The organism is Roseofilum sp. KMC-1, from assembly GCF_057802075.1.
In genome coordinates this window covers 4,727,116-4,751,174 of the sequence record NZ_CM173605.1, presented here as the reverse complement: position 1 = coordinate 4,751,174, position 24,059 = coordinate 4,727,116, and the positions used below count along the sequence as shown (strand labels likewise).

Annotated in this window: 20 protein-coding genes; 11 read left to right on the top strand and 9 right to left on the bottom strand. The window is 46.5% G+C overall.

Annotated features, from left to right (window positions below; genetic code table 11):
• Nucleotides 1-54 precede the first annotated feature (54 nt).
• A complete protein-coding gene (locus tag AC3FZD_RS21785; protein WP_488738039.1) occupies nt 55-1,449 on the top strand; it encodes a BCD family MFS transporter in 1,395 nt (464 codons plus the stop codon).
• Nucleotides 1,450-1,549: 100 nt separating this feature from the next.
• Here AC3FZD_RS21785 and AC3FZD_RS21780 read toward each other — a convergent pair whose 3' ends face one another.
• Both AC3FZD_RS21780 and AC3FZD_RS21775 read right to left on the bottom strand, forming a co-directional pair.
• Nucleotides 1,550-3,574: a 5'-nucleotidase C-terminal domain-containing protein gene (locus AC3FZD_RS21780; protein ID WP_488738038.1), complete on the bottom strand. Its 2,025-nt coding sequence runs from the start codon at nt 3,572-3,574 to the stop codon at nt 1,550-1,552.
• 202 nt (nt 3,575-3,776) lie between these two features.
• The gene (locus AC3FZD_RS21775; protein ID WP_488738037.1) at nt 3,777-4,400 is read right to left on the bottom strand and encodes a type I restriction endonuclease; all 624 of its coding nucleotides are present in this window, start codon (nt 4,398-4,400) and stop codon (nt 3,777-3,779) included.
• A gap of 182 nt (nt 4,401-4,582) precedes the next feature.
• Between AC3FZD_RS21775 and pruA the strand changes: the two genes are divergently transcribed.
• Nucleotides 4,583-7,570, top strand: coding sequence for an L-glutamate gamma-semialdehyde dehydrogenase (gene pruA, locus AC3FZD_RS21770; RefSeq protein WP_488738036.1), 2,988 nt, complete (start codon nt 4,583-4,585; stop codon nt 7,568-7,570).
• A gap of 108 nt (nt 7,571-7,678) precedes the next feature.
• Here the strand turns inward: pruA and AC3FZD_RS21765 are convergent, their stop codons facing one another.
• From AC3FZD_RS21765 to AC3FZD_RS21750, 4 genes are all read right to left on the bottom strand, one after another.
• Complete coding sequence (locus AC3FZD_RS21765; protein ID WP_488738035.1) at nt 7,679-7,897, bottom strand: UPF0175 family protein; 219 nt, start codon at nt 7,895-7,897, stop codon at nt 7,679-7,681.
• A gap of 98 nt (nt 7,898-7,995) precedes the next feature.
• The gene (locus AC3FZD_RS21760) at nt 7,996-9,393 is read right to left on the bottom strand and encodes a slr1306 family protein (RefSeq protein ID WP_488738034.1); all 1,398 of its coding nucleotides are present in this window, start codon (nt 9,391-9,393) and stop codon (nt 7,996-7,998) included.
• Nucleotides 9,394-9,543: 150 nt separating this feature from the next.
• The gene (locus AC3FZD_RS21755; protein WP_488738033.1) at nt 9,544-9,675 is read right to left on the bottom strand and encodes a hypothetical protein; all 132 of its coding nucleotides are present in this window, start codon (nt 9,673-9,675) and stop codon (nt 9,544-9,546) included.
• Between the two features lie 108 nt (nt 9,676-9,783).
• Complete coding sequence (locus AC3FZD_RS21750; protein ID WP_488738032.1) at nt 9,784-10,005, bottom strand: hypothetical protein; 222 nt, start codon at nt 10,003-10,005, stop codon at nt 9,784-9,786.
• Between the two features lie 150 nt (nt 10,006-10,155).
• Between AC3FZD_RS21750 and nfi the strand changes: the two genes are divergently transcribed.
• The 4 genes from nfi (at nt 10,156) to AC3FZD_RS21730 (ending at nt 12,434) form a co-directional block, all read left to right on the top strand.
• The gene (nfi, locus tag AC3FZD_RS21745) at nt 10,156-10,827 is read left to right on the top strand and encodes a deoxyribonuclease V (RefSeq protein ID WP_488738031.1); all 672 of its coding nucleotides are present in this window, start codon (nt 10,156-10,158) and stop codon (nt 10,825-10,827) included.
• A gap of 72 nt (nt 10,828-10,899) precedes the next feature.
• Nucleotides 10,900-11,499 (top strand): hypothetical protein, encoded by a 600-nt coding sequence (locus tag AC3FZD_RS21740; RefSeq protein ID WP_488738030.1) that lies wholly within the window; start codon nt 10,900-10,902, stop codon nt 11,497-11,499.
• 13 nt (nt 11,500-11,512) lie between these two features.
• Nucleotides 11,513-11,722, top strand: a complete 210-nt coding sequence (locus AC3FZD_RS21735; protein ID WP_488738029.1) for a hypothetical protein — start codon at nt 11,513-11,515, stop codon at nt 11,720-11,722.
• A gap of 82 nt (nt 11,723-11,804) precedes the next feature.
• Nucleotides 11,805-12,434 carry a ribonuclease D gene (locus tag AC3FZD_RS21730; RefSeq protein WP_488738028.1) on the top strand — a complete coding sequence of 210 codons (630 nt, stop codon included), beginning with the start codon at nt 11,805-11,807 and terminating at the stop codon, nt 12,432-12,434.
• Between the two features lie 122 nt (nt 12,435-12,556).
• Here the strand turns inward: AC3FZD_RS21730 and gyrA are convergent, their stop codons facing one another.
• Entirely contained in the window at nt 12,557-15,163 is a 2,607-nt protein-coding gene (gyrA, locus tag AC3FZD_RS21725; RefSeq protein ID WP_488738027.1) for a DNA gyrase subunit A, read from the bottom strand.
• Between the two features lie 579 nt (nt 15,164-15,742).
• Here gyrA and AC3FZD_RS21720 point away from each other — a divergent pair.
• From AC3FZD_RS21720 to AC3FZD_RS21710, 3 genes are all read left to right on the top strand, one after another.
• Nucleotides 15,743-17,008 carry a hypothetical protein gene (locus AC3FZD_RS21720; RefSeq protein WP_488738026.1) on the top strand — a complete coding sequence of 422 codons (1,266 nt, stop codon included), beginning with the start codon at nt 15,743-15,745 and terminating at the stop codon, nt 17,006-17,008.
• A gap of 23 nt (nt 17,009-17,031) precedes the next feature.
• The gene (locus tag AC3FZD_RS21715) at nt 17,032-18,012 is read left to right on the top strand and encodes a DUF1822 family protein (protein WP_488738025.1); all 981 of its coding nucleotides are present in this window, start codon (nt 17,032-17,034) and stop codon (nt 18,010-18,012) included.
• Between the two features lie 174 nt (nt 18,013-18,186).
• Nucleotides 18,187-20,979: a pentapeptide repeat-containing protein gene (locus tag AC3FZD_RS21710; RefSeq protein WP_488738024.1), complete on the top strand. Its 2,793-nt coding sequence runs from the start codon at nt 18,187-18,189 to the stop codon at nt 20,977-20,979.
• A gap of 129 nt (nt 20,980-21,108) precedes the next feature.
• Here the strand turns inward: AC3FZD_RS21710 and AC3FZD_RS21705 are convergent, their stop codons facing one another.
• Complete coding sequence (locus tag AC3FZD_RS21705; protein ID WP_488738023.1) at nt 21,109-22,074, bottom strand: alpha/beta hydrolase; 966 nt, start codon at nt 22,072-22,074, stop codon at nt 21,109-21,111.
• A gap of 254 nt (nt 22,075-22,328) precedes the next feature.
• On the opposite strand from AC3FZD_RS21705, the gene rplU reads away from it, so the two are divergent.
• Both rplU and rpmA read left to right on the top strand, forming a co-directional pair.
• Nucleotides 22,329-22,697, top strand: coding sequence for a 50S ribosomal protein L21 (gene rplU, locus AC3FZD_RS21700; protein ID WP_488738022.1), 369 nt, complete (start codon nt 22,329-22,331; stop codon nt 22,695-22,697).
• A gap of 51 nt (nt 22,698-22,748) precedes the next feature.
• Complete coding sequence (gene rpmA, locus AC3FZD_RS21695) at nt 22,749-23,015, top strand: 50S ribosomal protein L27 (protein ID WP_283755036.1); 267 nt, start codon at nt 22,749-22,751, stop codon at nt 23,013-23,015.
• Between the two features lie 54 nt (nt 23,016-23,069).
• Here the strand turns inward: rpmA and AC3FZD_RS21690 are convergent, their stop codons facing one another.
• Nucleotides 23,070-24,005 (bottom strand): hypothetical protein, encoded by a 936-nt coding sequence (locus AC3FZD_RS21690; RefSeq protein WP_488738021.1) that lies wholly within the window; start codon nt 24,003-24,005, stop codon nt 23,070-23,072.
• Nucleotides 24,006-24,059: the final 54 nt, after the last annotated feature.

Genomic DNA, 24,059 nt, shown 5'->3' with positions numbered 1-24,059 from the left:
AGGGGTGGGGGATATTATTTTTTTAAGGTCAAAAGGTCAACCAGCATGATGAAAATGGGTAAATCTCAATCCCAAATTAATCTATTGACGATGTTCCGTCTGGGACTCTTTCAAATGGGTTTGGGGATTATGTCCCTGCTGACGTTGGGGGTGATCAATCGGGTGATGATTGATGAGCTGAAAGTGCCCGCCTTGATTGCATCGGGGGCGATCGCCGCTCACCAGTTTGTTTCCCCTGCTCGCATTTGGTTTGGGCAACTCTCCGATGCAAAACCGATCGCCGGTTACCATCGCACGGGCTATGTTTGGATCGGCACTCTGCTGTTTACCGTCACTTCATTTCTAGCGATGCAAGTCGTTTGGCAACTGGGCAATAGTGCCGCTACCCTAGGCTGGACTGCCCCTACCTATGGCTGGGCGGGTTTATTGGCCCTTATTTTTGTGTTCTATGGATTAGCCTTAAGTGCCAGCTCTACGCCATTTGCCGCCCTATTATTTGATGTCTCTGATGAGAGCAACCGCTCTAAATTGGTGAGTATTGTCTGGTCAATGTTAATGGTGGGGATTGTGGTTGGGGCGATTATTAGTAGTCGTTTATTAAAACAGTTGGGTTTAGATGCTCCCCCCGAAGATCTGCAAGCTTCGATTAATCGCTTGTTTATTATTGTGCCCACTTTGGTGTGCCTTCTCACCCTGCTAGGAACCGCAGGAGTAGAAAAAAAATACTCCCTGTATCGCGATCGCTCCAGCGCCCTCAACCGCGAAGATCAAATTACCTTGGGCAATGCTCTGAAAATCCTCACCGCCAGTCGCCAAACCGGGATCTTTTTTACCTTTCTTCTCTTCATGAGCATTAGCCTGTTTATGCAAGATCCCATCTTAGAACCCTATGGGGGCGAAGTCTTCCAGATGCCCATCTCAGAAACCGCTAAACTCAATGCTTTTTTTGGTATGGGAACCTTAATTGGGATTGGTTCCACCGGTTTTTTAATTACGCCTAGATTAGGCAAACAGCGCACCTGTTTTACGGGCTGTGTAGCCACAGCTTTTTGTTCGGGATTTCTCTTATTTTCTGGATTTACGGGTAATCCTAAAGCCTTGATGTTGAGCCTGTTTCTATTTGGTTTAACCTCCGGAATTTTGACCGCAGGAGCGATCGGATTAATGCTCGATTTAACGGCTGCGGAAACTGCTGGAACGTTTATCGGTGCTTGGGGACTGGCACAGGCAATGGCACGAGGGAGCGCAACAGTGTTAGGAGGAGCGGTGTTAGATCTGGGAAAAGTCCTGTTTTCTGAGCCAGTATTCTCCTATGGCTTAGTATTTGTAGTGCAAGCCGGGGGCTTGATTTGCGCCACTTGGTTATTGAATCGGGTGAATATTCGCGAGTTCCAGGAAAATACTAAACAGGCGATCGCCCTAGTCATGGAAGGCGATTTAGACGGATAGTTGGCGATGGAAAAAACCATTATATCCAGTCCAGTTGATGGGTTCACAAGCGGGCAAAATGCCCGCACTGCTGTTTCGTCTTTTTGTTCCAGACTTGATATCAAAGAACAATAATTTGATTGGCTACTAATGCCGGAGAACCCGTCAGCGTCGCCAGTGTCTGCGCTGCTGTTGCACCCGTACCATCGGAGTCAAAACTAAGAACACCACCACTGTAGAGGAACTGAGCCGTTATGCCCACAGGGGTTGCAGACTGGGTTAGTGTGGGAGTCACGCCAGCCGTGAGTCCCGTAAATTTAGAAGCAAACACGCGGATAGTATCCGCACCATTCCCAAAATCGGTAATGGTATCACTGCCATCTCCAGGAGCAACAAAGACAAAGACATCACCATCAGCCCCTCCGGTGAGATTATCATTGCCTGAGCTACCAGCAATAATGTCATTGCCTCCATTACCAGTAATATTATCAACACCAGCATAGCCAACTAACACATTAGGGTTACCATCCCCAGTAATGGTATTGCTGCCGTCTCCAGCAATGCTAACGCTAGTTCCGTTGAAAACTGTATCTGCGGCATTTGCTAGATTTTGAATGCGGGTATCTCCAGAAGCAGGCGTTTCAGCCACATTAAATGGAGTCGTCCCATAGTTTGCCTTTAAATATTCAGCTAAGGCATCTTGCTCGGTGTCATCCGTGGCAAAGGTTGCATTACCCGTCCTATTGGCAGCCAAGTTAGTTTGATTCCCTTGAGGGAAAGGATAGCCATCTCCTCCAGTAGCGAGAAAGCCTAGGGTAATCACCTTAATCGTGCGGTTGGCATCTCCCACCAGGTTACCATTTTCGACCACAATATCCACTGTATTGCCTTGGTCGTCTTTAATGGCTAGAGACTTGACTCGACTGCCTACAGCTTTGGTAGCATCAAAGCTAAACGCCATGCCAGAAATTTGGGGAAACTGCCCCGGAGTTTCCCCAGGAGCCGTTCCAGCTACCCCATGTTCGGCGATCGCCTTCAACTGGGTTGCTGTTAGAGGAACAATCGTCAAACTATTGTTAAACTGTAAGGCATTCTCAATATCGAGTTGCGAAATATCCCCTTGTTGCTTATTCGCCAAAGGGTTAGCAGAGGGTGGAGAAAGTTGTAAATCTGTAGACGTTCCTCCTGGAGGAATAATCGCTTGCCCGATATTATCGCGAATGCCTCCCCCATTTTTCAGGGAAGCTACTACAGCCGAGTCTGTTTTCCGAGCCACCATTAAGTTAGCATCCGCAGTTAAACTGCCTAAGTTAGTTTCTTGTGTCCGCACTTGAGAGCGCCGTCCGTCCAAGAAAACACTGGTCTTACCAAAGAGATTGCTATCTTTAACCGTAGTAATGTTTGGCGCTGGTGTGGGGGTTGGACTGGGACTAGGGCTGATATCGGGGATACTGATCGGGGTTGACGCAGGGGAAGGAGCTGGAATTGGTGTATTGCTACTGGTGAAGTCGCTGCTATCAATTTGGTCAGCATTTACACCTTGAATGGTGGCGAGAATTTGGCCGTTTTTGTCCCGAATGATGGTACGGGTTCCGCTTCCTTGTGCAATGGTGAGGTTGCTGAATGAGAGTCCGTTCGCTAATCCAATTTTGTCTAAACCGTTGGTAAAGTCAATCAGGGTTTGTACGCCAACGCCGATAACAAAGACATCTTGACCTGCGCCTCCGGTTAAGCTGTTCTCACCTAAATCTCCGTAGAGAACGTCGTTACCGATGTCGCCAAAGATAGCATCATTTCCTTGACCGCCTCGAACGATATCGTTGCCTTGTCCCCCGTAGACGGCATCATCACCGCCATTACCGTTGAGTTCATCATCTCCTAGGTTGCCAATGAGACGGTCATTTCCTGCTTCACCGGAAAGTAAGTCATTATTTTGGCCGCCAAAGAGAACGTCATTTCCTGCACCACCGAGTAGGATATCGTTTCCTCGATCTCCGGCTAGAATGTCAATACCTTCACCACCGGAAATGAGGTCATCCCCATCTAATCCTAGCCCTAGATCGTCGCCAGCCAAAAGATTAATTGCATCATTTTCGGCAGTCCCTACAATGATGTCATTGTTAACCGTCCCATTAATGAGTGCCACGAGTTAACACTCCTACAGTAGATTCTTTATCTACAAAATTAACCTTAACAGGTTAATGGGATGTTAATTGTTATTAATAATTAACAACTCATCATTGAATGATTAAGTTTCAAACTCCTTTTCTGAGCGAGTATTCTCCTAGGGTGGGCAAGGTGTAGTCGGGAACTTGAGATTTACACCAAGATGCTTGCCCATCCTACAGCTAGAAAACTTGGCTTAAACGCTTCAGGATGGCTAGAACTTCATACAGTTCATTGTCGGGATTAATTAAAGAGAACAGTCTAGAGGTTCTGTATTGGACTATGGGAGTATGAGAGGCTTTGAGAAACAGAAATTCATTGCCATTGGTAATCATAGCAAAGGTGGGGTGTTGAAGTTCTGGGTTACCTAACATATAGCTTAAGGTTTGTGGAATGGCACGGGTAACGGCAAAATCACTGCGTTTGGATTCAATGACAACGAGCCACAATCGGTTTTTAACGACGAGAATATCTATTCTGCCTCGAATGATGATTTCTTCGTCTTCTAGCTGAATTTCTATGCTGGTTTCTGTTTCGATGCGAAAGGGACGACGGTAAAAGCCAGTACAATCGAGTAAGGGAGCTAGGATCACCATTTTAACGGTGTTTTCCAGTAATGGGGGATCGTCCATTAAGTCTTGAAAATTGGCTTTGACGCGATCGAGTGTCTGTTGCTCAATGTCGGTTAAGGAAGGAAGTTTTTCTGACCATTCCGTAAAGAAGTTACTATTTTTAGCCACTTGCAATCCCAAGGTTTGTTTGAGAGTTCCTAGGGTAATCTCTTGTGCAGAAAGGGTTTGAGCCATGGGATATAGCAGTTTAGGATAGGGAATAGGGAATCGGAAAAAGGGGGTTTTGCCCGCGCTGGGTTTTGTTTGTGATTCTTAACAAACTTATAATGATACCGTACTTTCGAGATATATTGGAAAAATACACAAAAAATCAAGATAAATTCTCGATTCACATTCATTCCGAGGGGGAAGAATCTGTGGTAGCACAAGTGGAAAATCCAACCTATGAGAGCCAAACCCTGGCGATCGCCAAGGAACTGCTCGCAGCACAAGGAGAAAAGCGCTCTATCTTTGCTCAGATGCGCGATCAGATGCGCTGGGATGATAAGCTCCTAGACTGGGCTATGAATAACCCAGGGTTGCGGGTGCAATTGTTCCGGTTTATTGATTGTTTGCCTGCTCTGCGATCGAAGGCGGAAGTGGCGCGGCATTTGCAGGAATATATGACAACGGAAGCAGTGGAATTACCCAGCGCTTTGAAGGGTATTCTCAATTTTACCAATGCCGACTCTATGCCGGGACAAGTGGCAGCGACGACGGTATCGACTGCGGTAGAAACCTTGGCGAGAAAATATATTGCTGGGGAAACGGTACAGCAGGTGCTGAAGACGGTGGAAAATCTCCGCAAGGATAAGATGGCGTTTACCCTAGATTTACTGGGGGAAGCGGTGATTACGGAGACGGAAGCGAAAGCCTATCTGCAAGGCTATATCGATCTGATCGATGAGTTGACGGAAGCGGCGAAACGGTGGAAAACCATCCCCGAAATCGATCAAGCGGATGGGGAACCTTTACCCAAAGTGCAAGTTTCGGTGAAGCTGACGGCGTTTTATTCCCAGTTCGATCCCCTGGATGCAGAGGGTTCTAAGCAACGAGTCATTGAGCGTATCCGTACCCTATTGCGTCATGCCAAAGAAAAGGGGGCTGCTATCCATTTTGACATGGAGCAGTATGTTTACAAAGATATTACTTTAGCGATTCTCAAAGAACTATTACTCGAAGAAGAGTTTAAAACCCGTACTGATATTGGGGTAACTCTGCAAGCTTATCTCAGAGAGTCGGAAGCAGATTTAAAAGATTTAATTGCTTGGGCTAAACAACGGGGAAATCCGATTACGATTCGCTTAGTGAAAGGAGCGTATTGGGATCAGGAAACGATTAAAGCGGTGCAACACAATTGGCCGCAACCCGTGTTTGATGATAAGGTGGCGACAGATGCTAACTTTGAACAGCTCACGCGGTTGTTGTTGGAAAATCACGAGTTTCTGAATGCGGCTATTGGTTCCCATAATGTGCGATCGCAAGCCAGAGCCATTGCGATCGCCGAAACTTTGCAGATCCCCCGCCGTCGCATCGAATACCAAGTTCTCTACGGAATGGGCGATCGCCTGGCTAAAGCCCTGGTTAACCGAGGGTTGCGGGTGCGGATGTATGCTCCCTACGGTAGTCTGCTTCCCGGTATGGCGTATTTGATTCGCCGCCTATTGGAAAATACCGCTAACAGTTCCTTCTTGCGTCAAAGCCAAGAAAACCGCCCCATTGAAGAACTCATTGGGCCTCCGGTGGTTAAAACTACCGCATCTCGACCCCAGAAAACCACGAGCTTTAAAAATGCAGCAGATACGGACTTTGCCCAAGTTGCCAACCGGGAACGGGGACAAGCGGCGTTAAAAAAAGTACGTCCTCAACTGGGCAAAACCATCCTGCCTTACATTAATGGTGAGTTTGTGGAAACGGCAGAGAGTATCAATTCTGTCAATCCTTCCGACCCGACGGAGTTAGTCGCCAAGATTGGCATGGCTTCTATTGAACAAGCGGAAACCGCATTGAATGCGGCTAAAGCCGCCTTTCCCGGTTGGAAAGCCACCCCCGCAACAGAGCGGGCGCGAATTCTGCGAAAAGCCGCCGATCTGATGGAACAGCGCCGGGCAGAACTCTCTATATGGGTGATGCTGGAAGTGGGGAAAGTGCTGCAACAGGTGGATGCAGAGGTTTCCGAGGCGATCGATTTTTGTCGCTATTATGCTGATGAAATGGAACGGCTCGATCGCGGCCATAATTATGATATTGCTGGGGAAAATAACCGCCTGATGTATCAACCGCGAGGTATCGCCCTAGTGATCTCTCCCTGGAATTTCCCCATTGCTATTACTACGGGGATGACGGTAGCGGCCCTGGTGGCGGGGAACTGCGTGATTCTGAAGCCCGCAGAGGTAAGTACGGCGATCGCCGCCCAACTGATGGAGGTGCTGATTGAGGCGGGAATTCCTAAAGGAGTATTTCAATTTTTACCCGCAAAAGGATCAACCGTGGGGGCCCATTTGGTCAAACACAAGGATGTGCATATGATTGCCTTCACCGGTTCCCAGGAAGTGGGCTGTCAAATCTATGCCAATGCTGCCCTGCTGCAACCGGGACAAAAACACATGAAGCGCGTCATTGCTGAGATGGGCGGTAAGAATGCAGTGATTGTCGATGAGAGTTGTGATTTAGACCAAGCCGTGCAAGGGGTCGTGGATTCTGCCTTTGGCTATAGCGGTCAGAAATGTTCCGCTTGTTCGCGGGCGATCGTTCTGGAACCGGTATATGATAGTTTCTTGGAGCGGTTTGTGGAAGCGACCAAATCTTTAAATGTGGGGCCTGCCGATCATCCCGGTACGAAGGTGGGGCCGGTTGTGGATGAGACATCCATGAAGCGTATTCAAGAGTATATTGCGATCGGCAAACAGGAGGCTAAAGTGGCTCTAGAAATGCTGGCTCCCAATGTCTCTGGCGCGAAAGATGGCTATTATGTCGGCCCTACCATCTTCCAGGATGTGCCACCCACCGCTAGAATTGCCCAAGAAGAGATTTTTGGCCCGGTGGTGGCGGTGATTAAGGCGAAGACATTCCAGGAAGCGCTAGATATTGCCAATAATACTAATTTTGCCCTGACTGGGGGTCTCTATTCCCGCACTCCCAGCCATATCGACCAAGCTATGGCCGAGTTTGAAGTGGGCAATTTGTATATTAACCGCAATACGACTGGGGCGATCGTCTCTCGGCAGCCCTTTGGTGGCTTCAAGCTCTCCGGGGTCGGTTCTAAAGCGGGTGGCCCGGATTACCTGATCCAGTTCCTCGAACCCCGCACCATTACGGAAAACGTGCAGCGTCAAGGGTTTGCCCCCATTGAAGGTAATGAGTAGCTTGAGTTAGGGATAAGAAACTGGGTTTCTGATCTGCCAGAGGTGGAAAGAAACCCGGTTGCTTTGTTTTTTTCAATTATTCATCAGCGAGTTCAAGGGCTTTAGGATTCATAACCGGATCTCTTGCTCTAATTCAACCGCAGGGTAATTTATAACCGGAATACCCATCTTGCCGATCATTTCGATAAAAGTTCCCTTAGAGTAGCCAGCGAGTTTTGCCGCTTGACCGATGGAGAGTTTCCCAACTTCAAACAGTTTGGCCGCTAGAAGAAGCTTGGCTTCATCTTCAGAGATAGTAGGAGGGATGTCTATGGTAAATTGAGTCATGAGATTAATTACAGGAAGTAAAAGTCAGATACTTTACATTTGTGCCCATTCTTTACTAAGGACTCGTAATAAGGCTCTGAGAGTTAATATGAAGAACTTTACGCCTGTTTCAAGCGATTCACTGCGGAAGTGACAAAGGATTGCACAAAAGCGGTGCGCTGGTTTTGTTCAAAGACTTGTTTAATCATTGCGGTCAATTTCTCTAGGTTTAATCCCTGTTCGGGTTTAAAGTCTTGAGTTTGGAAATATTCAATTAAACTTAATCCAGCAATGCGAGTTAAATAGGCAGCGCTGATGCCTTGTACCAGTCCCCCGGCTGTATAGGTGATGGTGTTGGTTTTGAGTATGCTGGTAATGGTTTGGGTGGAGAGTTCAACTAAGCCGAGTTTGACGATTAATTCGCCGACAATGCCAGCCACTTTTTGACCCTGTTGGAGGTTAAAAGATTGGTTCGGTTGATAAATTTTGGCTAGGTCTAAAATCAGTTGACCGGTAATTGCGCCGGTAGTCAAGAGATCGAGGCTGGGAATGGGATTAGCAAAGGCTGTGGTGGCGGCGATCCATTGATATTGCTCGATCGCCGGTAGAGCGCGATCGCGGCGTTTTTGGTTCCAGATGGCTTGGATTTCGCTCTGTAAGGCTTCTGCTTGGCGCTGGATCGTCCCTAAAATGGGAAAATGGGGAGCATCCGCCACTTGCGCGAGACGGGTTTTCAGGGCTTCAATTTGGGGTGCTGGCTGCTCCATCCATTCGTCTATTGTGCCATCGGGTTGATGTTTGCGGACTTTGATCGCTTGAGGGAGAGCAGCAGTGACGACTAAATCTTCTTTCTCTAGTTTAGAGGTAATGCGGCTGTTGATTTGTTGCAAAATACTGGGCAGTTCTTGGGGTAAGTATTGGTCTTGTTTATTCAAGACTAAAATTACGTGATGATGGTTATTTTTTAGCTGTTGTAAGGTTTGATATTCAGAGTCGGTTAAGTCTCCAGCAATCACTAACAAAATTACATCACTGTTGCGGTGCTGTTCTTCAATCTGGCGTTGAATCTCTGCGCTAGGATTGGGTGTAAATAGGGCAGGCGTTTCTACGATCTGCCAATCTGGAGAGAGGAGATTAAACAGACTACTTTTGCCCACATTTTTACCGCCCGTAATTGCAATTTTGAGGGTTTTGCGGTTGATTTCGGCTCTGAGTTCATCTAGGCGGTTTTGCCAACTGGAAACATCAACATTTTCTGTGGCTAACTGGGCGTTCGCCTCTTCAACCTGGGTAAAGGTTCGCTCTAGGGTTTCCCGGTTTACCGGTGGAGCAGGGGTTTCCACGGGGACAGCAGTAGAGTTTTGCCGCCACCACCAGATCCCACCCCAGGCGATCGCCCCCAGGGTAACCCATTCTCCCCATTCACTCACGGAACTTTGGACATTTGCCCATAACCAGAGGATCGCACCTAAGCCTAAGCCACTGACTAACAAAGGACGACGTATGAGTGTTGCCATCGATAATTCTCCACGAAACCCAACCCGATCTCTAGCTTAACCCGATTGGGGGGCGATCGCGTACTCTAGTATCATGTAGGGTGGGCAGGGCATGGTTGTAAACTTTGAATGATGTCGCTTATCCTCGTGCCCACCTTACAATTGGCTATTTTAAAAACGGATATTCTGCCAAATGTCAGCTTCAGCAAAGCGCTCTAAATGTTTGCGATTAGTTGTAGCAATCACAACATACTGACCAGGATATTCTGCTTGAAGGAGTTTCCATTGAGCGCATATAATCATATCACAATCAATTTTGATACAACCATTGTTTACATTCTTGGGCTTCACCTAAATAACTCGGAGATGAAATCAATCCGACAATTCCTGAATCTAAGAAGACGATCATTCTTAATGATATAACTTAAAGCCTGATGGACGTTCGCGATCGATAATTTCCTTTACCATTTGCCAATATTGTTCTCGTTCACGCGCTTCTTCTGGGGTGGGTTCTTCTTCTATCCACTGTTTTAAGAGTGCAAGAGCCGCTTGATTTTTTTCTATCTGCTCTTCAATAGTCTGTCCTTTACGGGGCAAAACGAACCTGGATTTAGATTGTAATTGTTCTGGCATAAACTGATTATTATTGATAGAATTCAAACGTTACTAAAATTCTAACACATACAAACGTCCCTATACCAAGTATGGTGTGGCTTAAGAGGTAGCACTCTATTAACGTTCAAGGGGTAGCGCCCCTCGATTAATATGGTTGATCGATAGGTTATGAAGATTCCGACAAAGCTCAGTTGGCCAACTTCCATAGAGGAAGCTAAATTAATTCAAGAACAATGGCGCGATCGCGTCATTACCTCGGATCGGCTTTCAGGAGTGCATTGGGTAGCTGGAGTCGATCTGGGATTTGAAAATGAGGGAAAAACCACTAGAGCAGCAGTGGCAGTGCTGAGTTTTCCAGATTTAAAGCTGATAGAAACGGCGATCGCCCTTTGTCCGACGATTTTTCCCTATGTTCCCGGTTTTCTCTCCTTTCGGGAAGTGCCCCCCATCCTCAAAGCGCTCCGTCAACTCACCACAACCCCCGATTTAATTCTCTGCGATGGTCAAGGATGGGCACATCCCCGTAGATTTGGATTAGCCTGTCATCTGGGAACCCTACTCGATTGTCCCACTATTGGGGTTGCTAAATCTAGATTTATTGGCACTTATCAAGAACCTGCACCCCAACGAGGCAGTTGGGAACCCCTCAAAGATGGAGAGGAAACGATTGGAGCAGTGCTGAGAACCCGCACCCATGTTAAACCCCTGTATGTCTCCATTGGCCATAAGATCGGCTTAGAGACGGCGATCGCCTATGTCCTCGATTGTACCCCCCATTACCGTCTCCCCGAAACCACCCGCATTGCCGATCGCTTGGCCTCTAATCGAATTCAGAGTTAAGGTGAAGTACAATAGACCCAGATTCAGAAGCCCTCTTCTGAAGCGTTGGGTTAGCGCGACTTATGGAACCTTATGGAAGAAAATAACCAGTCTTTACGCTTACAATTTAATCCTAACCGCTCCTACATCCCCATTTCCTATGAAGAGGCGGATGTGGGATTATGTACTCCAGAATTTGCCGCCAGTATTGTTGACACTATAAACCAAGCGGAAAAACTGCAACAGGAAAATGAAAAGCTCTCTCAACAAAACAAAACTCTCAATAAAGCCCTGAAAATGGCTTGTACGGACTTGGTGAAACAGTTGGGAGGCACTCCCCAACAAGTCAATGAGCTATTCAAACAATATGTCGATCGCTTTAAGCGTCCCGATCATGGTTCGCGGGCGATCATGTTCCTATTGCGCGATCGCCAAGAACAACTCGATATTAGCGATAAAGAGTTCGTCCGCTTTTGTGACTCCTATAAACTCTCCCCCCAAGATTTGCGGGATGTGTATGGAGGCAAAGAAATTACCGACGAACAAATTGGGGCGATCGCCCGTATTGTTGGCCGTGCCCCCAAAGAACTGATCCAAATTCGGGATGGATTCACTGATAATGAAATCTCCAAACTCGCCCGCATTTTAGGAACCAGTACCGAAGAACTCTCCGAACTCTTTGAAAGTCAATAAGGGGATAGTTTTTATGAGCGATATGAACGATCCCCCACCCAAACAAGGATTTGGACAATGGATTAGTTTTGCAGCCGATCGCTTTGGATTTGCCGGTTTAGGTTATATTCTGGGTGCGATCTTGGTTCTGGTTATTGGTTGGTTGATCCACGCTTCCCAAAAATCTCCCCCTTCCAATCCCAATACTCCCACCGAACAACAACCACAGGATGTGGGAGATTAGGGGAATAGGAGGATGGGGAAATGGGAAGATGGGGAGATTACCAATTATCAATGCCAATTACTCATTACCTAATTACCCATTTATGAGCATTCAACCCTTTCAGATCGGCGAGCAGGATCTTAATGATGAACAACTTGCCCATTATATGCAAGCCGGTGAAATTGCCGTAGACACAGAAACCATGGGCCTATTGCCCCTACGAGATCGCCTCTGTTTAGTGCAAATTTCTGACCCCCAAGGCCATGTCATTGCTATCCGGATCGCCAAAGCACAAACCACCGCCCCTAACCTGAAAAAGCTCCTGGAATGTCCAACAATTACCAAAGTCTTTCACTTTGCTCGATTTGATGTGGCCCAGTTTCGCCATCATTTTGATATTATTGTTAATCCCATCTTCTGTACCAAAGTTGCCAGCAAACTCGCCCGTACCTACACCAACCGCCATGGACTCAAAGAATTAGTGCAAGAACTAGAAAAAGTCGAACTCGATAAAAGTGCCCAAAGCTCAGATTGGGGCAATGTCGGCAACCTTTCCCAGGAACAACTCAGCTACGCGGCTAATGATGTGCGCTATCTTCTCAGCGTGAAAGAAAAACTAATCCAAATGTTGCACCGAGAAGAGCGATGGGAACTGGCCCAAGAGTGTTTTGGCTGTATCCCGGTTTTAGTTGCCTTAGATTTGTTGCAGTACAAAGATGTGTTAGAGCATTAATTGAGTCATCTATGAATATAGTGCTTTAGTGCTTTGCGCTGTAACCCAGAAGCCGGGTTTCTTGCTTCTTTTCTCGTTGCTATCCTCAACTTTGCGAGAAACCCGGTTTATTTGCACTCCATTTATTCTGCTAAGGGTTGGGAGGTATCCATTTCAACTTCTTCCCCTTCCGGGGTTTCTTCGGCGTGGGTGGGCACTAGAGCAACGGCTGCAATGGTATCATCCTTATCTAGCCGTTGCACTAAGACCCCGGTTGCACCCCGCGACTGTACGGAAATAGCATTAGTAGACTGGCGAATAATAATGCCACGGGAGGTGACCATCATTAACTCATCGTCGGGGTGAACGATGCGTAGAGCGGCTAACTGGTCATTGGCTTTGTGGGATTTGAACTTAGTGGCAATAATCCCTTTTCCGGATCGGTTTTGCAGTCGGAATTGGTTGACCGGAACTCGCTTACCGTAACCTTTGGTGGTGACGACCAAAACCCAGGGGCCTAGAGTGGATGTTGTGGTATCGATGTCTTCGGTTTCGGGTTGATCGTTGACTTCTTCTTCTTCAGTCTGATCGACCATTAGCTCACTGAGTACCTGACCGGGTAAAATATCCATGCTAATCAGGCGATCGCCGTCTACCAGTTTCATTGCCCTTACTCCCCGTGCTGTCCGACCCAGGGGACGCACTTGGTCAGTATTGGTTCTAAAGTGAATGGCTTTTCCCTGGGAGGAGGCAATAATAATACTGTCTTCTTCCGTGGCTCTTCTGACCCAACGCAACTGATCTCCTTCTGCTAGAGAAATGGCAATCAATCCATTGGTGCGAATGTTACTGAAGGCATCCAGGGCAGTGCGTTTAATATAGCCTTTCTGGGTGAGCATGACCAAGTATTCATGGTCGCTAAATTCGGAGACGGGGATAATGGAGGTGATTTTCTCATCCATGGGGATGGGTAACATTTGCACTAGGGGTGTGCCTTTGGAATTGCGCGATCCACTGGGAATTTGATAGGCGAGGAGACGATAGACGACACCGCGATCGCTAAAAAACAATAGACTATCATGGTCGCAACAGGTCAAGAAATGGTCAATGCCATCATCTTCTTTCATTTTCGCGCCGGATTTACCCCGCGTTGCCCGACTTTGGGCATCAAAGGTATCGACGGGCATCCGTTTAATATAGCCTTGTTCCGTAATTAAGATCACCGCTTTTTCATTGGCGATCAAGTCCATATCGACGAGATCCCCTTCTGCTTTTTCGATCTGGGTGCGGCGAGGGGTGGCAAACTTTTGTTTGAGATCTGCACATTCTGCCTTAATCATCTCTAGGATGCGATGGCGGTTGGCGAGAATGTCCTGTAAATCTGCAATACGAAGTTGCAATTCTTCATGTTCTTGTCTGATTTTTTCGGCTTCTAGGGCAGTGAGTCGCCGCAGTTGCATTTGCAGAATGGCATCTGCTTGCATTTCGGAGAGGGAGTAGCGCTCGATCAATTCGCCTTTGGCTGTGGGAGTATCGGCAGCATGGCGAATGAGTTCAATAATTTGATCGAGGTATTGCATGGCAATGAGCAAGCCCTGCAATAGATGGTCTCGCTCTTCGGCTTTGCGGAGTTCGTATTGGGTGCGTCGGGTAATGGTTTCTACGCGAAATTCCAGGAAGACGCTGAGGAAGTGTTTTAGGCAGAGCAGTTGGGGGTCATTGTTGACCAAGGCCAACATATTGGCCCCAAAGTTGCTTTGTAGGGGGGTTTGTTTGTAGAGGTTATTGAGAACGACTCTAGGATAGGCATCGCGCCGCAGTTCGACGACGATCCGCATTCCGTCGCGATCGCTTTCATCGCGAATATCGGAAATGCCTTCAATGCGTTTATCATTGACGAGTTCGGCGATGCGCTCAATTAAAGCGGCTTTATTCACCTGGTAGGGTAATTGGGTGATAATAATGGCATCTCGTGACGGCCTTCCGCGATGTTCGATGGTTTCAATGTCGGCTATTCCGCGCATAGTAATCGAGCCACGACCGAGGGTATAGGCTTCTTGGATGCCGGAGGTTCCCAGGATTTTGCCACCGGTGGGGAAGTCAGGGCCGGGAATATACTGCATGAGGTCAGTATCGGTTAAGTCTGGATCGTCAACCAGGGCGACTAGACCATCGATCAGTTCTCCTAGGTTATGGGGGGGGATATTGGTGGCCATGCCGACGGCAATACCGGCCGAACCGTTGAGGAGGAGTTGGGGAACCCGTGCGGGGAGAACGATGGGTTCTTGTTGCGATCCATCGAAGTTATCGAGAAAGTCTACGGTTTCGGCTTCGATGTCTTGCAGCATGGCTTCGGTGGAGATGGCTTGCAAGCGACATTCGGTGTACCGCATGGCGGCTGGGGGGTCGTTGTCTACGGAGCCGAAGTTACCATGACCGTTGATGAGGGGCGATCGCATGGAAAAGTCTTGAGCCATACGCACTAGAGCATCATAAACGGCGGTATCGCCATGGGGATGATATTTACCGAGGACTTCTCCGACGACACGGGCGCATTTTCGGAAGGGGCGATCGGGGGTTAATCCCAGCTCGTGCATGGCATATAGAATACGGCGGTGAACCGGTTTGAGTCCATCCCTGGCATCGGGGAGCGCTCGACCTACAATCACACTCATGGCGTATTCTAGGTATGACCGGGACATCTCATTTCTTAAGTCCGTGGGCACAATCCGATCTAGGGGGATACTCATACGGGGCAAGGCTCCATGCAGAAAACAATTCAGAAATCACAAAGTTTGGTATTCCTTCCCAGATCCTGGGTTTGGGTCTACCAAGTTGTGAGTGTTTACTTATTAAATTTTAACATATTTTCAGAGTCCCGCTCTGCTTGGGACTCTGAAGGGGGCGATAATGCTGGGTATTACTTTCCTGTCCGCGATCGCCACTGAGGAATTGCTGCTAATGCTGACAGAATTGTGTATGGCTAAAGCTTGATTGAAATTTTCATATGAAATTTGCATAAACGGGGGGATTGAAAGCGATAGATCACTAGATGTCTCTGCGAGTAACTGCAATGATTCCATCTTCTTTCAGCCATGACAACACACCACCTTGGTTTAAATCTCCTTTAATTTTACCCCTGATTTGCTTAGAATTAGTGATTTTTGCTACGCCTTTACTGATCGATTTCAAGACTGAGCGCGTGATTCATATTCGAGGGGATGATTGTTCAGATTCGGCTCAACAATACTCCTCAATTCTTTGTTGCCAGAACTGTTTTACTAGATATGATATGATCCCCCACATCCTTTTTAATCACCAGTTAATCCATGGATGAGCTTGATCGGCAACTACATCGCTTGGTATCGGAAGTCCAGAAATACCCTAGTAAAAGCCCGGAAAGGAGCAAAAAATCAGGAGAATTATGGGAAACTATGATACCACCAAGACGGGGGCGATCGCGATCCACCGATGTAGAAGCAAGGGGAAGATTGGCTAAATTGAAAGCTAAATTGAAAAAACAGTGTCACGATCAATATCGAGGCAAAGTCGGTGATTTTGAGGAAAATTGGGCTGATGTTTTAGGGGATGTCCAGCAAGAAATTTTGAAAAAAATTGATACCTATGGCAAAGGAATAGATTTTGAACTATTCAATGCATGGAATACATTTTCTGAAACCATACCATCCCAGAGAAATTCTCAATGTTTTTGTGCCGAAATAGAAAAATTTCGCACTCGTTTTATCCGCAGAAGAACTAAAAAAAATGGAATAGTCATTAAAGATTTCAACTCAGAAAAAATAGAAAGGTTTACTCAAATTTGCTACAATTTTTCTCAAGTTATTCAACGGGATAAAGAGGATTTAAACCCTGCCTGGGATACCTTTTGTCAGGAAGTACAAAAACTGTATCGTCCCCTCAAATTTTGGAATTTCTTTGCCTTCTATCTCAAATCTCGCTTCTGGGATAAAATTCGCAAGAATATACGACGTAGAGAAACTTCAGGAGATGCTCTCATCAGGGAAGCTCAGGAAAATCCGACAACGCAGACGCGCTTTGATAAGATTGAGGCAAAAGCTCGGAATAGACGACCAGAGATAAAACTCATTGATAACGATCCAGACCAAATTTTTGCGGGCAAACATATTGAAAAATTTCCCCAGGTAAATTTTCGAGCAATTGCACTCTTAAAGTCTGAAGAAGCAACCTTGAAAGAAATTGAAGCACACTTTGGCAACCAAGTGAATGCCCAAACCACTATTGCTCCTTTTTACACCCGGACTTGCCGCTATTTTAAACCAATTCTTGAAGAGTATTTAGAGGCTCAAATCGCTTTACCAGAAACGGTCATTGACCAAATTATAAACGATCCAGAAAGGAGGTATAAGAGAAGAACAATGAAAGATCATCCTCAAATCAATTTTAGACAAATTATCATCGAGAGAAAAAAAGTCCATTCTTGGCGAATTGTTGCTCAAAAGTTGCAGGTTAATGTCACACAGTTAATTTATTTTTACTTAGACAGCATCCGCTTTTTCAAGCTCATAACTCATCAAAATAGACAACATAGGAGACCAAAAAATACTATTGATTAATGATTTATCAGGAGAAAATTACCATGACTTACACCAACCATTCCTTGTTTACTGTTCCCTTAACTTCCCAAGCATATCGGTTAGCGAAAACCTTGAGCAGCCAATATGAATATCCCCGTAAAGCTCAACAAGTTTATCTCAACACCCTGGCAGTTTATGCCGTAGCTACCTACTGCGAATGCTTGGAAATTGACACAAATCTAGAAGCTTCTGACAGTTTAAACTCAGTCATGCAACCTTTGATGGATATCGCTGATTTAGAAATCGAGCGCATCGGAAAACTAGAATGTCGTCCTCTGTCAGTCAATGAAGAAAAGTGTCATATTCCCGTAGAAACTTGGGAAAATCGGATTGGATACATTGCCGTAGAAATTGATCACGAAGAGAAGGAAGCCACCCTATTAGGATTTTACCCACCCGTTAATCCTTTAGAAATGAGCGAATGGATTCCCATCCAGGAGTTTAAACCCTTGGAAGCCTTCATCGATTATCTACATCGGATAAAATCAGGCATAGAACCTGTATCACTTTTTTTTGAAACAACTTCTATCAGCGAATGGCTGCAAAATATGGCTCAAACCATTCATCTCGTCCTCCCATCGGCTTGGCAAAATTTGGATTCTTTCCTGACCAGTAAACCAGAGGATTTCTCCCTTCGGTTTGCTCCAGTTTTTCGTGGACAGACAGATACCTCTGGATTAAGTATTACTAAAATCAAGGAAATTCAACTGGGTAATCATCTCCTCGCTTTGACTATCAATGGGGAGAAAAAAAACAATGGGATAGTTGATTTACTGGTCAGACTTTATCCTAGCAGTGAAGCAGAAATCTCTCTGCCATCGGGGATAAAATTAATCAGGATTAATGAATCTGAAGAAAGGGTATCGATATCGCGTGATGCTGATAACTGGATACAATTAGCTTTTGAATGTCATTGGGAAGAGCAGTTTAATATTACAGTTGAATGGAGAGAGGAGCGTTTTAGTGAGGATTTTATTATCTAGTTCCCTTGAATACCATAATTAAAAACCTAGGGAGCAAGATGCTCCCACTCGAGTAGTATGAATTGTCATTGCGACCTCCGGGAAGCAATCGCCAAGATTAGCAAGATCGCACAGATTCTTTTAACAGCGCCAAGGGCTGTATAATAATTTCATGGTTACCATCCCTGAAACCCTATGGCTGAAAACTTCTCTTATCAAAATCTGCGTGGACGGAATTTTAAGGGGCAAAATCTGACGGGGGCTAACTTCTCTGGTGCGGATATTCGGGGAGCAAATTTTAAGCAAGCCATTTTAGTTGGTGCTAACTTCAGCCATGCCAAAGCAGGATTGCAGCGTCGGTGGGTAGTGGTGCTAATCATTGGCTCGATGATTTTGTCCCTCGTTAGTGGGTGGACTCTAGGACTGAGTGGCTTTTTGATAGCGTCATTATTCACGCCTGAAATTATTATAGACATGACCAGAATTCCAGGTATTACTGCTCTTATCCTGATCGTATTTTTCATAGGACTCTTCCTCCGCCAAGGTGTAGGGGCTGGAGCAGTGGCTGTGGCTGTGGCTGTGGTAGGGGGTGGGGCAGTGGCAGTGGCAGTGGCAGTAGTGGTGGGTGGGGCAGGGGGTGGGGCAGGGGGTGGCGCAGTGGGTGGCGCAGTGGCAGTGGCAGTGGCAGTGGCAGTAGCTGGAGCTGTGACAGTAGCTGGGGCAGTGGCAGTGGCAGTAGCTGGAGCAGTGGCAGTGGCAGTAGCTGTGGCTGAGGCTGGGGCAATGATAGTGGCAGGGGCAGGGGCTGTGGCTGAGGCTGAGGCTGGGGCAGTAGTGGCAGTGGCTGGAGTAGTGGCTGGGGCAGTGGCTGGGGCTGCAATATGGATGGCTGTCTGTGCCCTAGGGGGGGATGAAAAACACGCCCTGATTCGGAAAATGGCTCTTGGTTTGGCGGCTCTGGGAGGAACTAACTTTTGTGGGGCTGACTTAACCGATGCTGACTTTACAGGCGCTGCTCTAAAATGCACGGTATTGATTGGTGCTACCCTGACACGCACTCGCTTTTATGAGGCGAAACACCTGCTGCGTGCCAGAGTCGGCAGATCGATTTTAGATCCGATTCCCATTCGGACTTTACTGAGGACGGGAAATGGGGAGAATAAATCTTATCAGGGGGGGAATTTGCAGGGGGCTAATCTCACCGGGGCATCCCTGCACGGGGCAAATTTCAAAGGTGCAAATTTGAGTGATGCCACTTTCCAAGGAGCGAATTTAGAAAACGCGAATTTAACGTTGACGGAAGTCATTGGCACAAACTTTACTCATGCCCGGATGACTGGGGCTTGTATAGAAGCGTGGAATATTGATAGTACCACTCAATTAGATCAAGTTGATTGTCGATATATTTATCTTTTAGAAGATGACCGAGAACGTCGTCCCAGTAGCGGAGAATTTGCCCCTGGAGAATTTACGAAACTCTTCCAAGAGGTACTCAGCACAGTAGATTTAATTTTCCGCAATGGGGTGGATAGGAGCGCGTTTATTGCTGCTTTTCAAACGGTGCAAGTGGAAAATGAAGGGACAGAACTCACTATCCAAAGCATTGAAAATAAAGGGGATGGAGTGGTGGTTGTCCGCGTCAATGTGCCTCCTGAAGCGAATAAGGAAAAGATTCATCGGGAATTTACCCAAAATTATGAGATGGCATTGAAAGCGATTGAGGAAAAATATCAAGCCCAGCTAGAAGGTAAAGACGCACAACTGATCCTCTATCGTCAAGTTCTGGAGGATGCTCGCCAGCGAGAAGTCTGGCAAAATATTAATATGGAAAAAATGATTGATATTCTGGCCAAAACAACCGCTAATGTGCCGATTAATGAACAAGAAGTTAAGGTAATTGCCGATCGCCAAGCTTCCTCAAATTTAGTCATTCTTACCCTAGGTTCAGGTGATTTGACCGCAGGATTTGCTTCCGTTATCGCTCAAGTTTGGACAAAAAATGACCGATTCCCTCGGCAACTTCCCGGAGAGTTATTGCCTAAACCCGAGCTGCTCGAAACTTACCAGCAGTGGCAGATAGCCTATCGCCATTTTATCGATCCGCCTCGCGAGGCGACCAACGTTTCTAGACAAGAGGTGGATGCTCTGGCTGAGTCCTTGGAAGAACATTTGAATAAATGGTTAAATGGGGAGAATTTTTTATTCATTGATCGATATTTGCGAGAACAATTTAATCGTGGCGATGAAATTCGAGTGATCGTTCAATCCAATGATCTTGAGATTCGGAAGTTGCCTTGGCATGGATGGGATTTTCTGAAGGCTTACCGCAAGGCAGAGGTGGCGTTAAGCGCTCCGTTTGCTGACCGGAGTTTCAGGGGTTCTCCTTCTCGCCGCAGGATGCGAATTCTGGCGGTTTTGGGTAATGATCGAGGGATTAATGTCGATCAAGATCGGCAGTTTTTGCAGGAGATTCACCCGGAAACGGTTTTTCTAGTTAAGCCTAGTCCTCAAGATTTGCACGAGCAGTTATGGTCTGAAGCAGGGTGGGATATGTTCTTTTTTTCCGGTCACAGTGATAGTGAAATGGGGGGCAAGAGTGGGTATTTTGCGATTAATGATACCGATAAATTGGCGATTAGTGATGTGAGGAATGCTCTGCAAGCGGCGATTGAGCGAGGATTACAAATTGTGATGTTTAATTCTTGTGATGGTTTGGGATTAGCCCATGAGTTTGCCTCTCTGCATATTCCGCAAATGATTGTGATGCGAGAATTAATCCCAGATCGGGCGGCGCAAGAGTTTCTGAAGGGTTTTCTGACTGCGTTTAAGGGTGGGAAGTCTTTCTATGTATCAATACGAGAAGCACGGGAGAAGTTAGAAGGGTTAGAAAGGTATTTTCCGGGGGTGTCTTTCCTGCCTGTGATTTGCCAAAATGCGGCGGAAATTCCTCCGACTTGGCAGGGGTTGACTGAGATGGAGAGCGAGTAAGAGCGTAGGTTGGGTTGAACGATAGTGAAACCCAACCTACAACATAAGGGTCATTATCTGCGGAACTCAAGTTGCTATGACCGTCGATCAGGGGCGATCGCCACTCACCTCGCCCAAAGGTCAAGCCTCTTAATACTTCAAATACTGCTTGAAGAAATTTGCTGTATTCCGTTGTGCCATTTTCGATTCGGGCAAATCGTAAAATACACCTTGGAAGACATGCCACATGCCATCGTATAGTTCTAGTTTAACCGTTTGACCAGCGTTGTTCAGAGCATGATATAAACGAATTGAATTACTTAAGAAAATCTCTTTAGTTCCCACTTGTAGCAACGTTGGAGGATAGCCTTTAGTAAAGTCTCCATAAACTGAAGAAACATAAGGATTTTTCCAGTCTTTGGGATCGGCATAAGCCAGGGCACATTTACGCAGTTGATTTTCGTAGTTACAAAGGGGATCGATGTCTTTGAGAGAACCGTAACTATCACCGCAAGCGGCATCAATATCCGCCCAAGGAGACCAGAGGACTAGAGCGCCTGGCATTCCTACTCCCTGATCGCGCATTTTTAGTACGCTTCCAGAGGCTAGTCCACCACCAGCCGAATCAGCATACAGACCAACATTTTTGAGTTTCCGTCCTCCATCCACCAAGGCTTTAAACACAGAAACGACTTGATCGGAAATGAAGTCATGTTTGGCTTCAGGGGCAAGGGTGTAGTCAACTGAAATGACGTTTAATCCGGTTGTTGCTGCTACAGTAGCACTGAAGAAGAGGGTTGACTCCGCGCTGGTTTCAGTGTAGGCTCCCCCATGGGTATAGACTAATAGTTTACCATTGTCTTTCCACCCTTTGGGCTTAATGTCTAGAACCGGAACCCCTCCTAATTCTTTTTTTTCTAGAGTTGGTTCAAATTCTTTAAGAACTTTGTCGTTCAAGGGCTGGAATCCTTCAATTACTTTAGCTTGAAATTTTTTCCAGGCTTCGATATCATCGGGTTCTGGATAGGAGGTTCCATCCCGTAATGCAAATGTAAACTTCTCCAATATAGCTTGGGCTTCAGGAGAAATGGTTTTGGGAATGTAGAAATCGCCCATGGTTTTACCTTTGATCCATAGCTCAAATTTAGATTTCAGCTTTACTTTATCAGGATTAGATTATTGTATTCGTTAAATTATCATAAGATTTTCAGAACTTAATCATTGATACTTGACAATATTGACAAAACTCAGTCAATTAACATAAAATCGTAGATTGTCTGCTTAATCCCTGCTCGGATCAGGTAAAAGCATCCGCAAATGCTGGCTACAAGCAGCTACCTGTACGGCAACCTGAAGGAACCGAATATCTCATGAGTTACGCAATTATTGAAACGGGCGGCAAGCAATTACGGGTAGAACCCGGCCGCTTTTATGACATCGAGCTGCTGGCGGTGGAACCGGAACAAACGGTTTCGATTGACCAGGTGTTGTATATCCAGCATGGTGATGATATCCATGTGGGGCAACCTTTGGTGAGTGGCGCGACGGTGGAAGGAACGGTGATGCGTCATTTCCGCGATCGCAAGGTTTTGGTCTATAAAATGAAACCGAAAAAGAAAACGCGCAAAAAACGCGGACACCGCCAAGAACGCACTCGGTTGATGATTAATTCCATTAATGTCAATGGAGAAGTGTTAGCTTCAACTCCAGCGCCTGCTGAAGTTTCTTCTGAGGCTTAGTTGCGTTAAGCTTTGTACACTAGATAATAGATAATCGATCTCAAAACTCCTATGGCACATAAGAAAGGAACTGGAAGTACGCGCAACGGCCGCGACTCGAACGCTCAACGCTTGGGTGTGAAACGCTATGGTGGGCAAAGTGTCCTCGCGGGTAATATTCTCGTCCGTCAAAGAGGAACGACTTTCCATGCGGGTAAAAATGTGGGTGTGGGCCGGGATTACACCCTGTTTGCTCTGACTGATGGTATCGTTACGTTTGAGCGCAACGGTCGATATCGGAAGAAAGTGAGTGTTTATCCGGCTGAAGCGACTTCGTAGTTAATGGGAAAAGAGAAGCGGGCAAGATGCCCGCACTTCTCCAATCCTTTGATATTACTGGACTGGGAGCGTCTCGCTCCCTATATTTTTAATTAGGGTAAGTTTCTTTTCCTTTGCTGTAGCATCAAATGCTTGGGCTTGGAGAATGACCATGTTGCTACCGACGAGGGAGTTACGGGCTAATAGGTGGCCTTCGAGATCGAGGATTTCTAAACGGGTAAAGTCGAGTTTTTGCGATCGCCGTAACATATCATTAGCGAGGCGCTTTTGTTGTTCTATGGGTAAGCTATACCAGCGCCGATCGACTTTTAGCACTAACAGGCTATTCAAGAAATCAGCTTCTAATGAATCAATTAAACCCTCTTCATATTTTTCAGTTAAGTGGTTGATTTGTTCTTGAATGGTGACAATTAACCGTTGTTCGGGAGTGAGAACGGGAGGGGGTGGGGGCGCAATTTCTACAGGAATGGGTGGGTTGGTTTCTTCTTCCTCAACAGGTTCTTCTGTTTCTGGGGGTTCGGGTTCTGCGCTGATGTCTTCTTCAACGGGTTCAGAAACCGGTTCAGAAATCGGTTCTGGAATCTCTTCAGGGATAGGTTCTGATGGGATCTCTGGTACTTCTATTTCTGATTCTTCAATGGTTTCTGTCGGTTCGGGGGGTTCGGGAACTTGAACGAGTTCTGGAGCAGGACGGGGAATGAGGGAAACGGAGAGGATCAGGGATAGGGTGATGATTGCACCGAGAGCTAAACTGAGATCAAAATCGTTGATTTGGCGATTCCAGGGAGCGGGTAACCATCGGCGCACCCTTGCTAAAAGTTGATTCCAGAGGGGAAATATCGGCTCTTGGGGATCGGAAAAGGGCGCAGTTTCGAGGCGATCGGCGATCGCCTGTAAACGGGTGATGAGCGATCGCACTATCTTCAGCGTTTGCTTTTGCACCCAAGAGGGACTTTTTTCTGGTGGAGGATTAGAAGGTTGCCGTGCCATAACTCCCCTGCATTAAAATTGATGTCTTAATTTAGCATTGTGTATGGTATAATG